The sequence below is a fragment of the uncultured Campylobacter sp. genome, assembly GCF_938045205.1.
GTDB lineage: Bacteria > Campylobacterota > Campylobacteria > Campylobacterales > Campylobacteraceae > Campylobacter_B.
Window position 1 is genome coordinate 1 of the sequence record NZ_CALIMY010000159.1, and the last position, 14,596, is coordinate 14,596.

Below are 14,596 nucleotides of genomic sequence, written 5' to 3' on the forward strand. Positions count from 1 at the left end.
AGCAAATTTTAATGGAAAACGCCGCAGGCAGGATCGAGCGCGAGATCAGAAAGCGGTTCAAAAAGGGTTCGCGCATTTTGGCGCTTTGCGGCGGCGGAAATAACGGCGCGGACGCGATGGCGGCGCTGCGAAAGCTAAGCGGCGATTTTAGCTGCACCGCGCTTTGCGTGCTTCAAAACAGAAGCGCGGCGGGTAAATTTCAAGCGGAAGCGGCGCGAGCTGCGGGCGTTAGACTTATCGATATCGCAAGCGCAAAAAATGCTTGCAAGCACGCAGACAGCGCGTCTAGCAAGGATATATGCGCGCATGAAAGCGCAGGCGGCTCATCTTTAAAGGATGCAGGCTCTTGTGATGACAAGCCGCGGGGCGAGCGGGAAAACCTGAACGGCGCGGACATTTCAGGCGGCGGCGATAAATTAAGCGCAAAATTTACGAGCGCCAAATTTGAAACCGCGGAGCACGGCGACGAGTGCGGCAATCTAGACAACGAATGTGGCAAGCCGAGCGGCTTGCGCGATGAGATTATAAACGCAGACTGCATAATCGACGGGATTTTCGGTAGCGGTTTAAACAAAGCCTTAAGCGCTGAAATTTGCGAAATTTTATCTCTCGCAAATAGCGCAAAATCCCTAAAAATCGCAGTCGATATCCCAAGCGGCATCGACAAGCTCGGGCGCATTTTAGGCGGTGCGTTTTGTGCGGATTTGACGATCGCAATGGGCGCGCTTAAACTCGCGCTGTTTTCGGACGGCGCGAAGGATTATGTAGGGCGTATCAAGGTCGCAAATCTTGGAATTTCGCGCCAAAATTTTGAGGAGCAGAGCGAATATTTTCTGCTTCAAAAAAGCGATCTGAAGCTGCCGCTACGCAGGAAGCAAAACACCAACAAGGGCGACTTCGGGCACACCTACGTCGTAAGCGGGCAGATGAGCGGAGCGGCGCAGATGGCGGCTCTGGCGGCTCACGCGATCGGCAGCGGGCTCGTTAGCGTCGTTAGCGATGAGCCATTAAACTTAAGCCCGATTTTGATGCAGAAAAGCTCATTCAATGCCGCGCGGGTCGTAGTCTGCGGTTGTGGTCTCGGGGAGCGGAAGATCGATCTTGCCGCTCTACGGGACAAAAGCTGCGTCATCGACGCCGACCTGTGCTACGAGAGCGAAATTTTAAGCCTGCTAAACGCCAATTCAAATTTAATCCTAACGCCCCATCCAAAGGAATTTTGCTCGCTTTTAAAGATCGCGGGTATCGCAGATCTTAGCGTGAGCGAGCTGCAAGAGCGCCGCTTCGAGCTTGCGCGGGCGTGGAGCGAAAAATTTAGCGGCGTGCTCGTGCTAAAGGGCGCGAACACGCTCATCGCCCAAGCTGGCGTCATCTATGTCTGCGATAAGGGCAACGCCGCGCTCGCAAAAGGCGGCAGCGGCGACGTGCTCGCAGGGCTCATCGGCGGGCTGCTCGCGCAAGGCTACTCGCCTCTGCAAGCCTCAATCTGCGGCGTCCTAGCCCACGCACTCGCCGCGCGAGCCTTCGCCAAAAACTCCTACGCGCTAAATCCGCTCGATCTCATCGAGGAGGTAAAATGGTTGTGAAAAAGCTCGCCGTGCTTTTTAGCGGCAGCGGCTCAAATTTAGAGGCGATCTTGCAGAAGCTGCACGGCAAAACTTTTGGCGAAACTAAAATCGAAGTCGTGCTAACGCTAAGCAACAAAGCGGACGCGGGAGGCATAGCAAAAGCCGCAAAATTCGGGCTTAAAAGCGTGATCCTAAATCATAAAGACTTCGCTAGCCGCGAGAGGTTCGACGCCGCACTCGTGCGCGAGATCGAAAAAAGTGGCGCGGAGCTTACCGTGCTTGCGGGCTTTATGCGAATTCTCACACCCGTTTTTACAAGCAGAGTTCGCGCGATAAACCTGCACCCGTCGCTGCTGCCGCTTTTTAAGGGCGCGCACGCAATAGAGCAGAGCTTTGAGAGCGACATGAAGGTTGGCGGCGTGAGCGTGCACTGGGTCAGCGAGGAGCTTGACGGCGGCGCGATCATCGCCCAGCGCGCGTTTGAAAAAAGCGCGGGAATGAGCCTTGAAGCTTACGAAGCCAAAATCCACGAGATTGAGCATGAGCTATTGCCGCAGGTGATCGTAGAAATTTTGTGCCGAAGCTAAATTTTACGCTAAATTTAAAGATCGAAATTCCGCGGAATTTTGTAAATTTTAAAGCTTAGTTTTTTAAATTTAGGGGCGGTTCGAGGCTAAGCTTTAAAATTTGCTAGCTAAATTTAGAAAGAGAAAGATGACCGCAAACGAACTGGAAAAACTAAGACTTAGCATCTTGGATGAGGCGGAGCAGCACAAAGGTACGGCGTTTTCGATAATAGTACTAGCGGTGCTGGCCTCGGCGTTGTGGCTATTTTTCAATTTTAGAGATCAAGAAGCAGCAGTAGGCCTCTGCTGGATCATAGTGGTATTTAGCTGCAGCAGCATCTCTTTTAGAGTAGTGAATAAAGATGCAAATATAGTGCGCGTATTTATCTTTTGCATTTTGCTGTGGATACTTGCCAAAAGCGTAGAAATATGCGAGAATGATACCTTACGCTTCGTCATCGCACTCGTAACCATCTGCCTTTCTTTGTTTAATATCGCGGATGCCGCGCTGGAGCGGATCAAATATAATAAATCCAAAAAATTCGTCCGCGCCTTTAAACACCAATATATTGCGCCCTATATCGCGAGCCTAGGCTACCGCTACGAAATTTCAGGCTCGTTTCGACCGGCGTATCTGCGCGCTAGCGGCCTGTTTCCAGACGGAGTAAAATATCTTGATTGCGAAGATAAAATTTCCGGCGTCTATGACGGAGTGTTTTTCAGCTTTGCGGATGTTTGCGTGAGCCACACCGACGAACGACGTAGCAGCAGGGGGATATTTTTCTACGCGGAATTTAAAAAGCGCATAAACTCGGTGGCCGTGATCTTGCCGCTGCTCAGCGCGAGACCAACACTCAGCGGACTTAAGAAGATCGCGATGGACGATAGCGAGTTTAGCTCCGCGTTTAGCGTATATAGCGCCGATGCCGTGTCTGCAATGTACGCCCTCACGCCCGCCTTTATGCGGCGCTTGCTTCGCTTTAGAAGCGGTGCCGGCGGATCGATCAGATTAAGCTTTTCGGATAGAAACGTCTATATTTTTATCCGCACGGGATACGATAGTTTCGAGCCTAGCGTAGATCGCAGCGTACTTAACTTCGATCCCGCCGCGTCTATCAAGCACGAGCTTCTATTCTTTCTCTCCATCGTAAAAAGTCTGAAATTAAACGAAAATATCTGGCAGGATTAAATTCTAAATTTGACCTTAAATCCGCAAATACGGAGGTCTTACTCTACCGCGAAATTTTAAAATTTAAAAGTACTCTTCCCGGCTCGGCGCCGCTATGATTTAGAATTTTCGCGACAAGGTCTATTATATTTGCGGCGGAGAGCGAAGTTTGAAACCTATCGCGATGAAATCCCATACGATTTATAAATTTTTGCGGTCCACATAGAGGAATTGAGCAAAGATGGATACTGATATGGTGATGATTGCACCGTACGCTTTCCATAAGGAGATTACCACGCTGCCTATAATCGTGCCGTAAACGCTACTTTTACCGTCGCGAGCCTGCGTCAAAAAAATTGAGCGCCCATCGCGGCAATGATAGAAGAGATAATTTACTCATATTTGCATCGTTCATTTCGCCATCCTAATGCTTTTAAAAATCGACGATTAAAAAGCTCACACAAAAGCCAACCACACATTTAATCTGCCTCCAAGTATTTTTAAGCGACAATACGAAAATCAAATTTTCGGAGTCCTCATGACGATTTACGAGTTAAAGCCCAAATTTCAAAATTTACTTCGTCCGTTAGTAAGACGTCTTTACGACGCGGGTGTCAGCGCAAATCAAGTCACGATCACAGCCTGCGTCATTTCCGTTCTGCTGGGCGGACTTTTGATAAAATTCGCCGAAATTTCGACGCTATTCTTTCTGCTGCCCGTTTGGATGTTTTTGCGTATGGCGCTAAATGCCATCGACGGCATGCTGGCTCGCGAGTTTAATCAAAAAAGCCCGCTGGGCGGCTACCTAAACGAAGCCACGGACGTCATCTCGGACGCCGCGCTGTATCTGCCGTTTGCCTTCGTGGCGCCGTTTGACTGGGGCATTATCGCGCTCGTTATCTTTCTATCTTTTATGAGTGAGTTTTTGGGCGTCCTAGGGCAGGTGCACGGTTGCGGCAGGCGATACGACGGGCCTATGGGCAAGAGCGACCGCGCGTTTATATTCGGGCTTATCGGTACGGTATATGCGCTATCTGGGCGACTACCGGAGTGGTTTAGCTTGGTACTTTACGCCGCGATATTTTTACTCGCGCTTACTTGCGCAAACCGCGTGAGGATGGGACTAAAAAGCGGGGAATAAGGCGCCTCGGATGAGGATAAATTTAATATCTATCTCCAAAATCTACACAAGGTAAATTTGTCTAAATTTGATATAATTGCAAAAGTTTTAAGCTCGCCTCGGCGCAGGCACACAATCGTTATAAATTTGGGCTTGTTTAAATTTACGAGATTTTTTGAGGCGAGGATAAAATATCACGACGAATTTGTCTACTTAATTTAGACGTTTTAAAAGACGCTAGGCACGCAAAACGCGCTTGGTTAATTTCGAGCGTTTTATCAAAGTCGGCGAAACAAAAGCAAGTAGTAAAAGCGGCAAATTGCAGGCATTACTTAAAACCGTATCGGCTTTAATCGCCTCAAATTTATGTCTAAACGCTCGTTTTCGGCAAGGAGGGCGAGAAGCTTATTTGCCGCACGCAACCGCAAAATTGAGGGCGCCGCAAAAAGTGAATTTGAAAAGTAAAAGAGTAAAAAGGATACAAGATGAAAAATTTTTTAGCGGCCGCACTTGATTTTATCCTTTGCCGCATCACGATATTTATTACGGGCGTGAGACCGCCGCAGGAGCTTTTAAATATCGGCGAGGGTACTAAAATTTACTACGCCAACCACGCTAGCCACGGCGATTTTTTGCTGATTTTCGTCTCGCTGCCTTACCGCGTGAGAAAGCGCGTGCGCCCCGTCGCGGCGGCGGAGTACTGGGAGAGCGGGCCGGTGCGCAGGTTTCTTGCTAAAAACGTATTTAACATGGTGCTAATAAGTCGCCGCAAAGATCCGCTAGAAGCGCTAGCGCAAATGAGCGACGCGCTGCGGACACACTCTCTCATCATCTTTCCGGAAGGCACGCGCAAGATGGATGACGATCTCGCGCTACAGCCGTTTAAAAGCGGGGTGTTTCGTTTGGCGCAGGAGTGCCCCTCCGTGCCTTTGGTGCCGATTTGGATCAAAAACGCGCGTAACGTCCTGCCCAAGGGCTTTATGATACCCATTCCGCTGCTTTGCGAGCTGATAGTGGGCGAGGAGATAACCTACGGCGGCGAGGGCAAGGGCGAGTTTTTACAAAAGGCGCAGGACGCGCTGCTAGCGATGAGCGATACGCAAAATGATAGAACAAAAGCCTAGCGCGGCGACTTTGACTGCGGGGGTAAATTTAAGCCCCGCAAACCCGTCAAGCACGCGAGAAAATTCGGTCGATATTTTTTGCGACGGCTTGGGGCTTGGAGATGAAATTTGCAGCACTCGTCGTAAAGAATTTGAGCGCGAGATAAAGCGGTCAAACGAGCGAGGTAAATTTGCGACCGATTTTTACGGCAAATTTGACGGCGAGCCTTCTAAAGCGGCGGCCAAAAGCGTCAAATTTAAACGCGAAACCCGGATCAAAACGCTCGCCTCTCCACAAATCAAATTTGACCCAAGCGCGAGCCCAAGGCGCGAGCTTTTTTCGCTAACAAATTTAATCAAGCAAGCCGCCCGCAGAGCAAACCAAACGCGCGTAAATTTGACTCGTTCGGGCGCTTCAAAACAGATGTCAAATTTAGCTTCAAATTTAACCCAAAGGCCCTAAAATGAACCCGCAAAATCATATATTAAATCTATTTTTAGGACTCATCGCGGTGCTAGTCGTCTCTAGCGCCGTTGCCTTTATCCTAAAGGCAAAATTTGGCGCCGAAAACAAAACCGTCTCAAATTTGACCTCGCGCATAAACGCTTGGTGGGCGATGATTTTGGTGATTTTTTCGTTTACGTATATGGGCAAAAACGCCGTGATATTTTTATTTTTGCTAGTTTCGTTTGCCGCTTTGCGCGAGTTTTTGTCGCTCATTTACATCCGCAGAGGCGATCACATCGCGCTCGTGGCGTGCTTTTACGTGATTTTGCCCATGCAGTATATATTTATCTATGCCGACTGGTACGCGATGGCGATGATATTTATCCCGGTTTACGGATTTTTGTTTTTGCCGATTTTGGCGGCTATTTGCGGCGATGCGGCCTATTTTTTAGAGCGCTCGACGAAGATCCAGTGGGCGCTGATGATCTGCGTCTTTTGTATCTCGCACATCCCCGCACTTCTTTTGCTAGACCTTGAGAAGGGCAGTAGCATGGAGCTTATGCTGTTTTTGATCATAGTCGTGCAGGCTAGCGACGTGTTGCAGTACATCTGGGGCAAGCTTTTTGGCAAGCGCAAGATCGCTCCTAGCATCAGTCCGTCTAAAACGGTGGTTGGCTTTGCGGGCGGGGTTCTTAGCGCTAGCGCGCTGGCTGCGTGCTTGCATCATCTCACGCCTTTTGGCGCGGTGGGGGCGTTTTTTATCGGGCTTGCCGTTTGTATGATGGGCTTTTTAGGAGGGCTTGTTATGTCGGCGATCAAGCGCGATCTGGGCGTCAAAGACTGGGGATATATGATCAGTGGGCACGGCGGGATGCTTGACCGTATGGACTCGCTGTGCTTTGCGGCGCCGATATTTTTTCACATAGTTAGATACTTTTACGCATGAGGTTTTGATGAAAATTTGGATCAAAATTTTACTTTTAGCGCTGACGGCAAATTTTGCCTTTGCGTTTTCGGCCGGAAAGCTCGTGCAAGACGCTAGGGCGCAGGTTGGACGGACGCTGTTTTACGATCCTTCGTACGAGAGGCTAGCCTATCCGATGGGCGACGTGGATATGATAAAAGGCGTTTGCACCGACGTCGTGGTTAGAGCTCTGCGCGGGCAGGATATCGATCTGCAGCGGCTCATCCACGAGGATATGAGCGCAAATTTTAGCTCCTATCCTAAAAACTGGGGCGCGAAAAAGACCGACAAAAACATCGATCATCGCCGCGTGCCAAACATCGCGACTTATCTAAAACGCAAGGGTTACGAGGCGAAGGGCGAGTTTAAAGCGGGCGATATCGTGACGTGGCGGCTGGATAACGGCAGGCCGCACATCGGTATAGTTTCGGATAAATTTGCCGCTAGCAAAACCCCGCTCGTGATCCACAACATCGGGCTTGGCGCGCAGGAAGAGGACGCGCTAAATGTTTACGAGATAACGGGGCATTTTAGGATAAAATAAGTAGAAAAATCGATAAATTTAAGCGAGAAAGGCGAAAAATGGAGTTTAAAGAGAGCTATTTTATAACGAGCGACGGGGCGAGGATATTTTACAGATACCGCCTGGCTGCGGACGTAGCGTGCGAGAACCCGGGCGCAGACGAAATAAATTTGAGCGACGCCGGTAAATTTGATGGGTCAAATTTGAGCGCCGAGGCTACAAACGAAACGTCAAATTTGGCTAGCGAGCAAGCAGGCGGCGCGGATAAAAATGCGGAGCCTGATTTTGGCGGTGCGGGTAAATTTGAGGAGCAAAATTTAGCAAGCGGCGGCAAAAACGCAGACTCAAATTTAAACGAGACTAGCAAATGCGCTGCGTCAAATTTGAGCGAGACGCCTAGCGAAAACGCCGAACAAAATCTCAAATTTAAAGCCGCGCCAAACGCCAAAGCCGTAGCGATATTTCACCGCGGGCACGAGCACTCGGGCAGGACGACGCACGTAGCGGAGGGGCTAGCGGACGAGAGTTTGAGCTATTTTGCGTGGGATCAGCGCGGACACGGCAGGAGCGAGGGCGAGCGGGGCGACGCGCCGAGTATCGGCCGCCTCATCGCCGACGTGGACGAGTTTGTAGCGCATATCGAGCAGAGATTTGGCTTTGAGACGCAAAATCTAGCCGTGATAGCCCAGAGCGTGGGCGCGGTGCTGGTCTCGGCGTGGCTGCACGACTACGCTCCGCGCGTTCGCTGCGCGGTGCTGGCTAGTCCCGCGTTTAGCGTGAAGCTTTACGTACCGTTTGCTAGAGCGGGGCTAAAGGCGATCTACCGCGCCCGCGGAAATTTTTTCGTAAACAGCTACGTCAAGGCGCACTATCTCACGCACGACAAGGAGCGCCAGGCAAGCTACGACGCCGATGCGCTCATCACTCGCGCGATCTCGGTGCGCATACTGCTGGGGCTTTACGAAGCGGCGCAGCGTGTGGTTTCGGACGCCGCCGCGATCACGACGCCTACGCTACTGCTGGTCTCGGGCGATGATTGGGTCGTGGAGCACGCCCCGCAGCACGAGTTTTACAACGCTCTTGGCGCGCGCGTAAAAAGGCGCGAGGTTTTAGAGGGATTTTACCACGATACGCTGGGCGAGAGCGAGCGGGAGAGGGCGTTTGAGATAGTGCGAGAGTTTGTCGGCGAGAGGTTTAGAGCGCCTTTTAGCGAGGTGGACTGCACGCATGCGGACGAATACGGCTTTAGCCGCGAGGAGGCCGATAGGCTGGCTACGCCGCTACCGAGATTTAGCCTGAAAAATTTGCGATTTAAATTCCAGCGGGTATTTATGCAAGCCGTTTCGCCGTGGGTCGGCGGGCTAAAGATCGGCGAAAATACGGGCTACGATAGCGGCAGTACGCTTGACTACGTCTACCGAAACGAGCCGCAAGGGGCGAATAAATTTTTCAAATTTATCGATAAATTTTACCTAAACGCCATCGGCTGGCGCGGCATCAGAGAGCGCAAGCGAAATATCAAGCTAGCTATAGATCAAGCCGTAGCAAAGCTGCAGGAGCGAGGCGAGCCGCTACGACTGCTAGACATCGCCTCGGGACACGGCAGATACATACTAGACGCCGCGCAGGGGCATAAATTTGAGCGCATAACGCTGCGCGACTACAGCGACATAAACGTAAAAGCCGGCAGCGAAATGATAAAAGAGCGCGGGCTGCAGGACGTCGCGAGCTTTACGCAGGCAAATGCATTCGAAGCCGCTAGCTACGAGGGTCTGCAGGACGCATATACGCTAGGCGTCGTGTCGGGGCTGTTTGAACTTTTCCCAGATAACTCGGTCGTGCGCACCGCGCTACAAGGCTTTGCAAGCAGCGTAAAAAGCGGCGGCTACCTCATCTACACCAACCAGCCGTGGCACCCGCAGCTCGAGATGATCGCGCGCGCTCTATCTAGCCACAGGCAGGGCGCTGCGTGGATCATGCGCCGCCGTAGCCAAGCCGAGATGGATCAGCTCGTGGAAAAGGCGGGGTTTAAAAAGGTGCGTGAATGGATAGATGGGGATGGGATATTTAGCGTGAGTTTGGCCGTTAAAATTTAGCCTTTAGCGGCTTGTCTTTTGAGCGCTTTTAAATTTGACGATTTCGTCGGTATTTTAAAATTTCAAAGCATAAAAAAATCCAGTGCAAAAAGACGGAATGGACGACCGAGTAAGTTTAGTCGGGGGCAAAATATATGAATTTTCTTTTATAGCACCACGACCTCGGTTTCCAGTTCGATACCGAATTCCTCAAAAACGCGGCTTTGCGCTAAATTTATGAGCGCAATCACATCCTCAAAGCTCGCGCCGCCGAAATTTATGATGAAATTGGCGTGCTGCTCGCTAAATTTCGCGCCGCCGATCGCGTGGCCTTTTAATCCCGCCGCTTCGATCAGCCTGCCCGCGGCGTCATTCGGCGGGTTTTTAAAGCAGCTTCCAAAGCTTGCTCCCTTTGGCTGGTTGGCGCGTTTGGCGGAGAAATCCGCGGCGAGTTCGGCATCAAAGCCGCGTGAAATTTTAAACTCGGCGCCCAAAATCGGCTCCTCGATCCCGCTTCTTCGGTAGCCGAAGCTTATTCGCTCGCGCTCTACCCAGCAGCGAGTCAGGCGCACGGCAAGCAGGCTATCGCTAATGCTCGCGCCGGCGAGCCCCGCGTTCATTTTGATTAGCCCGCCGAGCGTGCCCGGGATGTTGCGCAAAAACTCAAAGCCGCCGAGACCCTGCTTTTTGGCGAAGTTATAAATTTTGCCCGACTTCGTCGCAGCCCCGATGCTAAGGACATCGCCGCTTAAGCTTATGCGGTCGAACTCCTCGCTTAGCATCGCAAGGTGCGGCGGCGCGGGCGAGATAAGCAGATTGTTGCCGCCACCGATGATCGCGCCCCCCGATATGCTCTCAAACTCCGCAAAATCGGCCTCGTCCTTTAAAATTTGCACCGCAAAGCTCCCGCCGATGCGCACAGAGGTGTATTTGCTAAAATCTATCTGCTTTGTTTTCAAAATTTTGCCTTTTAAATTTCATTTTTTAGTTTCGTAAATTTAAAATTTCATGCTCGCCGCGTATTGTTTTAAAATTTAGCGATACCGCCGCACCGCACGGTGCGAAACGCGAACGCTATCTTAAAATTTAGTGCTGCTACGATTAAATTTAGCTCGCTTTCGATACGTTTTCAGCGGCGCGCTACGTCGCACGTACAGCTCGCACCCTGCGGCACAAAATACAGCCGCGCAATGTACCTCCGCGTACAAAGTTTCATCGCCGCGTAGCCGTAAATTTGAGGCGGAACATCGCACCGCGACAATGGCGCCACAGGACGCGGTCGATTGACGAACTTGGCGGCGATCCGCGGTAGACTCGGCGTTAAATTTGCGCGCAAATTTTAAATCCACATTGCACTCCGCGGCTAAATCCAAAAGCGGTGATACATTACCGCTACGGCAAAAGCGATATAAAATTCCACCGCGCGTCTGCTTTTACGCCGAAGTAAATTTTAGCCGAGGCGCAAACCCCTTAACGCCTAGAAATTTAGCCGAAACGAAGGGGCAGTGTTTCGAGCAAAATTCACCCGAAACAAGAGCCAAAAATTTAATCTAAAATTTTAATCTCGCTCGACCCTACATCGGATTTTGCCCGCCGCAGTCCGCAAAACGGATCTCATTATATTCGCGCGGGATAAAATTCTCCTGCGCGCTAATCGGCGCAGGGTAAAATCCGCGCTCGTAACCAAGCTCAAACAGCCTATCCACCGCTCTTATCTGTACCCCCGAGAGCTCGATCGAGGCCTCGTTGGCATAAAGACTCAGATATTTTTCGAGCTTTGCGTCGTCCACGCGGATGAGATTTCGCTCCATGAGCATATGCGACAAAAGGGGCTTATGCGCGGTGGCGATGCGCACGCCCTCCGTTAGCACGCGCTCGCACTCGATGGCGTCCGTTATCGGCAGGCTGCGGCGAACCGCCATACCGCCCAGCGGCAGCGGTAGATTTTCGCCCGCTAGCTCGCTCCAGATGTCCCAGATCTCGCGCTCCACACAAAGCTCGTTCGAAAAGTCCAAAATGCTCTCGTGTATCAGCACGCCTGCATCCACCTCGCCGCTTAAGACCGCGCCCTCGATGTCTAGGAAATTTTTATAGATCACGCGCGCCTGCGGGTATGCCATGCGAAAAAGCAGGGCATTGGTCGTGTGTTTGCCGCTGAGCGCGACTTTGAAATTTCGCTTTAAAACCGCGCCTTTTTTCTTGACTAGTTTTGGGCCGTAGCCCTCGCCGAAGCTCACCGCCGTGCGCAAAAGCGCGTACTCCTCGCAGATGAGCGGATATAACGCAAAGCTAATCGCCGTGGCCTCGTAAGTGCCCTTGAGCGCCTCGTCGTTTAGGCTCTGGATATCAAGCGCCGTGGCGCTAAATTTTAGATTTTTTGAACTAACCCAACCGAAATCAATTGCCTTATACATAAAAATATCATCCGCGTCGGGCGAGTGAGCGACGTTTATATGCTTAAAAATCTTCAAATTTTATCCTTTTTGCTCCGCTTTAAATTTCGCGCGCGGCGTGCAGCTTAATTCCAAAATGTTGCGAAATTATAGTGAAATTTTGCTGCAGCCCTCATAAAAATGCGGAATTTCTAAAGAAAAACGTGAAAACCGAGCGTGCTTAGAAGTGTAAATTTAATACTCTCCGCATGCCGCACAGAGCTTTTGCGCTCCTTAAAAATTTCAAATTCCAATGCTGCGCCGAATTTGAGCGAATAATCAAAAATTCATTTCAAATTTGGTAAAATCAAGCGAATTTATTTTTAAGGAAAAACATGGACGAGGGAAAGAAGAAGACGCTGGATGCGGCGCTAAAATCGATCGACAAGGCTTTCGGCAAGGGTACGCTCGTGCGACTAGGCGATAAGCAGGTCGAGCCGATAGACGCCATCTCTACGGGCTCGGTGGGGCTTGACATCGCGCTTGGCATCGGCGGCGTGCCGAAAGGGCGTATCATCGAGGTTTACGGGCCGGAGAGCTCGGGAAAGACGACGCTCACGCTTCACATCATCGCTGAGTGCCAAAAGGCGGGCGGAATTTGCGCATTCGTGGACGCCGAGCACGCGCTGGACGTCAAATACGCTTCAAATTTAGGCGTCGATACCGACAATCTCTACGTCAGCCAGCCCGACTTCGGCGAACAGGCGCTCGACATCGTAGAAACCTTAGCAAAGAGTGGCGCGATCGATCTTATCGTCGTAGATAGCGTCGCTGCACTCACGCCGAAAAACGAGATCGAGGGCGATATGGGCGATCAGCACGTGGGGCTTCAGGCGCGACTTATGAGCCAAGCGCTGCGCAAGCTCGCCGGCGTCGTGCACAAGATGAATACAACGGTGATCTTTATCAACCAAATCCGTATGAAGATTGGCGCGATGGGTTACGGCACGCCCGAGACGACGACCGGCGGCAATGCGCTTAAATTTTACGCTTCGGTGCGCATAGACATACGCAAGATCGCTACTTTGAAACAAAACGAAGAGAGCATCGGCAACCGCGCCAAAGTCAAGGTCGTGAAAAATAAGGTGGCGCCGCCGTTTAAGATCGCGGAATTTGACATAATGTTCGGCAAGGGTATCAGCAAAGTGGGCGAGTTGATCGATTACGGCGTCAAGCTAGACATCGTAGATAAAAGCGGCGCGTGGTTCAGCTACGGCGACACTAAGCTAGGTCAAGGGCGCGAAAACGCTAAAATTTATCTAGAGAATAACCCTGCTGTCGCCGAAGAGATCACGGCAAAGATCCGCGAGCAGATGGGTAGCGTAAATTTCAGCGCGGACGCGGACGATGAAGAAAATTTACAAAGCGGAGATGAATGATGATTTATATCGAAGATGTTTATGCGATAGAGGTGTTGGATAGCCGCGGCAACCCGACCGTGAAGGCGACCGTGGCTCTAAGCGACGGCACCGTAGCAAGCGCGGTAGTGCCAAGCGGCGCAAGCACGGGCAAACGCGAGGCGCTGGAGCTTCGCGACGGGGGCGATAGATACTGCGGCAAGGGCGTGCTAAAAGCGGTGGAAAACGTAAATTCGCAGATCGCCGAAGCCGTGATCGGGCTGGATGCTTTCGATCAAAAGGCGCTTGATGATGAAATGCGCGAGCTTGACGGCACCGATAACTACTCAAATTTGGGCGCGAACGCCGTGCTTGGCGTATCTATGGCGGTAGCGCGCGCGGCTGCCAAAAGCCTTGACGTGCCTTTGTATCGCTACCTAGGCGGCGCGAACGCTAGCGTACTGCCGGTGCCGATGTTTAATATAATTAACGGCGGCGCGCACGCGAACAACAGCGTGGATTTTCAAGAATTTATGATTATGCCGTTTGGCTTTGATAAATTTAGCGACGCGTTGCGAGCGGCGAGCGAGATTTACCACACGCTAAAAGGCCTTCTAAACGCGGCCGGCCATAGCACGGCAGTTGGCGACGAGGGCGGATTTGCGCCAAATTTAAACGATAACGAAGAGCCGATCAAGCTCATCATGCAAGCTATCGAAAAAGCAGGCTACAAAGCAGGCAAGCAGATCAAACTAGCTCTCGACGTCGCAGCTAGCGAGCTGTACGAAAACGGCAAATATAAGCTTGAAGGCAAGGAATTTAGCAGCGAAGAGCTGATAGAGCGATACGCGCAGCTTTGCGAGAGGTATCCGATATTTTCGATCGAAGACGGCTTAAGCGAGGACGACTGGACGGGCTGGGCGAAGCTAACTAGCAGGCTTGGCTCTAAAGTGCAGCTCGTGGGCGACGATCTATTTGTAACGAACGAGAAAATTTTGCGCGAAGGCATCGCCAAAGGTGTAGGCAACGCGATCCTAATCAAACCAAATCAAATCGGCACCGTCAGCCAAACTATGCAGACGATCCGCCTAGCGCAGCGCAAAGGCTACCGCTGCGTGATGAGCCACAGAAGCGGCGAGAGCGAGGATAGCTTTATCGCGGACTTCGCCGTCGCGATGAATACGGGCCAAATCAAAACGGGCGCGACCTCAAGAAGCGAACGCAACGCAAAATACAACCGCCTGCTTGAGATCGAGCGCGAGACGTACGAGTTTTTGGGAAATAAAATTTAA

14 protein-coding genes are annotated in these 14,596 nt (G+C 51.3%); 12 read left to right on the forward strand and 2 right to left on the reverse strand.

Annotation, left to right across the window (positions count from 1 at the left end; genetic code table 11):
- The 10 genes from Q0198_RS09600 to Q0198_RS09645 form a co-directional block, all read left to right on the forward strand.
- A partial coding sequence (locus Q0198_RS09600) for an NAD(P)H-hydrate dehydratase (protein WP_297897479.1) occupies positions 1 to 1,586 on the forward strand: 1,586 nt, incomplete at its 5' end.
- Positions 1,577 to 2,155 (forward strand): phosphoribosylglycinamide formyltransferase, encoded by a 579-nt coding sequence (purN, locus tag Q0198_RS09605; protein ID WP_297897481.1) that lies wholly within the window; start codon positions 1,577 to 1,579, stop codon positions 2,153 to 2,155. The genes Q0198_RS09600 and purN, both read left to right, overlap by 10 nt.
- A gap of 127 nt (positions 2,156 to 2,282) precedes the next feature.
- Complete coding sequence (locus tag Q0198_RS09610; RefSeq protein ID WP_297897484.1) at positions 2,283 to 3,323, forward strand: DUF3137 domain-containing protein; 1,041 nt, start codon at positions 2,283 to 2,285, stop codon at positions 3,321 to 3,323.
- Between the two features lie 517 nt (positions 3,324 to 3,840).
- The gene (locus Q0198_RS09615) at positions 3,841 to 4,443 is read left to right on the forward strand and encodes a CDP-alcohol phosphatidyltransferase family protein (protein WP_297897487.1); all 603 of its coding nucleotides are present in this window, start codon (positions 3,841 to 3,843) and stop codon (positions 4,441 to 4,443) included.
- 235 nt (positions 4,444 to 4,678) lie between these two features.
- Positions 4,679 to 4,936, forward strand: a complete 258-nt coding sequence (locus tag Q0198_RS09620) for a hypothetical protein (RefSeq protein WP_297897490.1) — start codon at positions 4,679 to 4,681, stop codon at positions 4,934 to 4,936.
- Positions 4,908 to 5,546, forward strand: coding sequence for a lysophospholipid acyltransferase family protein (locus Q0198_RS09625; RefSeq protein ID WP_297897492.1), 639 nt, complete (start codon positions 4,908 to 4,910; stop codon positions 5,544 to 5,546). Before Q0198_RS09620 ends, Q0198_RS09625 begins: the two co-directional genes overlap by 29 nt.
- Positions 5,527 to 5,988, forward strand: a complete 462-nt coding sequence (locus tag Q0198_RS09630; RefSeq protein ID WP_297897496.1) for a hypothetical protein — start codon at positions 5,527 to 5,529, stop codon at positions 5,986 to 5,988. The genes Q0198_RS09625 and Q0198_RS09630 overlap by 20 nt, the downstream gene beginning before the upstream one ends.
- Before the next feature lies 1 nt (position 5,989).
- Positions 5,990 to 6,919 (forward strand): phosphatidate cytidylyltransferase, encoded by a 930-nt coding sequence (locus Q0198_RS09635; RefSeq protein ID WP_297897498.1) that lies wholly within the window; start codon positions 5,990 to 5,992, stop codon positions 6,917 to 6,919.
- A 7-nt stretch (positions 6,920 to 6,926) separates the two neighbouring features.
- Positions 6,927 to 7,481: a DUF1287 domain-containing protein gene (locus tag Q0198_RS09640; protein WP_297897500.1), complete on the forward strand. Its 555-nt coding sequence runs from the start codon at positions 6,927 to 6,929 to the stop codon at positions 7,479 to 7,481.
- Between the two features lie 38 nt (positions 7,482 to 7,519).
- On the forward strand, positions 7,520 to 9,556 hold the full coding sequence (locus Q0198_RS09645) for a bifunctional alpha/beta hydrolase/class I SAM-dependent methyltransferase (protein ID WP_297897503.1): 2,037 nt from the start codon (positions 7,520 to 7,522) through the stop codon (positions 9,554 to 9,556).
- Positions 9,557 to 9,702: 146 nt separating this feature from the next.
- Here the strand turns inward: Q0198_RS09645 and Q0198_RS09650 are convergent, their stop codons facing one another.
- Positions 9,703 to 10,494, reverse strand: a complete 792-nt coding sequence (locus tag Q0198_RS09650; RefSeq protein WP_297897506.1) for a UDP-N-acetylmuramate dehydrogenase — start codon at positions 10,492 to 10,494, stop codon at positions 9,703 to 9,705.
- Between the two features lie 615 nt (positions 10,495 to 11,109).
- Positions 11,110 to 12,006, reverse strand: a complete 897-nt coding sequence (locus tag Q0198_RS09655; RefSeq protein WP_297897509.1) for a menaquinone biosynthesis family protein — start codon at positions 12,004 to 12,006, stop codon at positions 11,110 to 11,112.
- A gap of 296 nt (positions 12,007 to 12,302) precedes the next feature.
- On the opposite strand from Q0198_RS09655, the gene recA reads away from it, so the two are divergent.
- Positions 12,303 to 13,346: a recombinase RecA gene (gene recA, locus Q0198_RS09660; protein ID WP_297897512.1), complete on the forward strand. Its 1,044-nt coding sequence runs from the start codon at positions 12,303 to 12,305 to the stop codon at positions 13,344 to 13,346.
- The gene (eno, locus tag Q0198_RS09665) at positions 13,346 to 14,596 is read left to right on the forward strand and encodes a phosphopyruvate hydratase (protein ID WP_297897703.1); all 1,251 of its coding nucleotides are present in this window, start codon (positions 13,346 to 13,348) and stop codon (positions 14,594 to 14,596) included. The genes recA and eno overlap by 1 nt, the downstream gene beginning before the upstream one ends.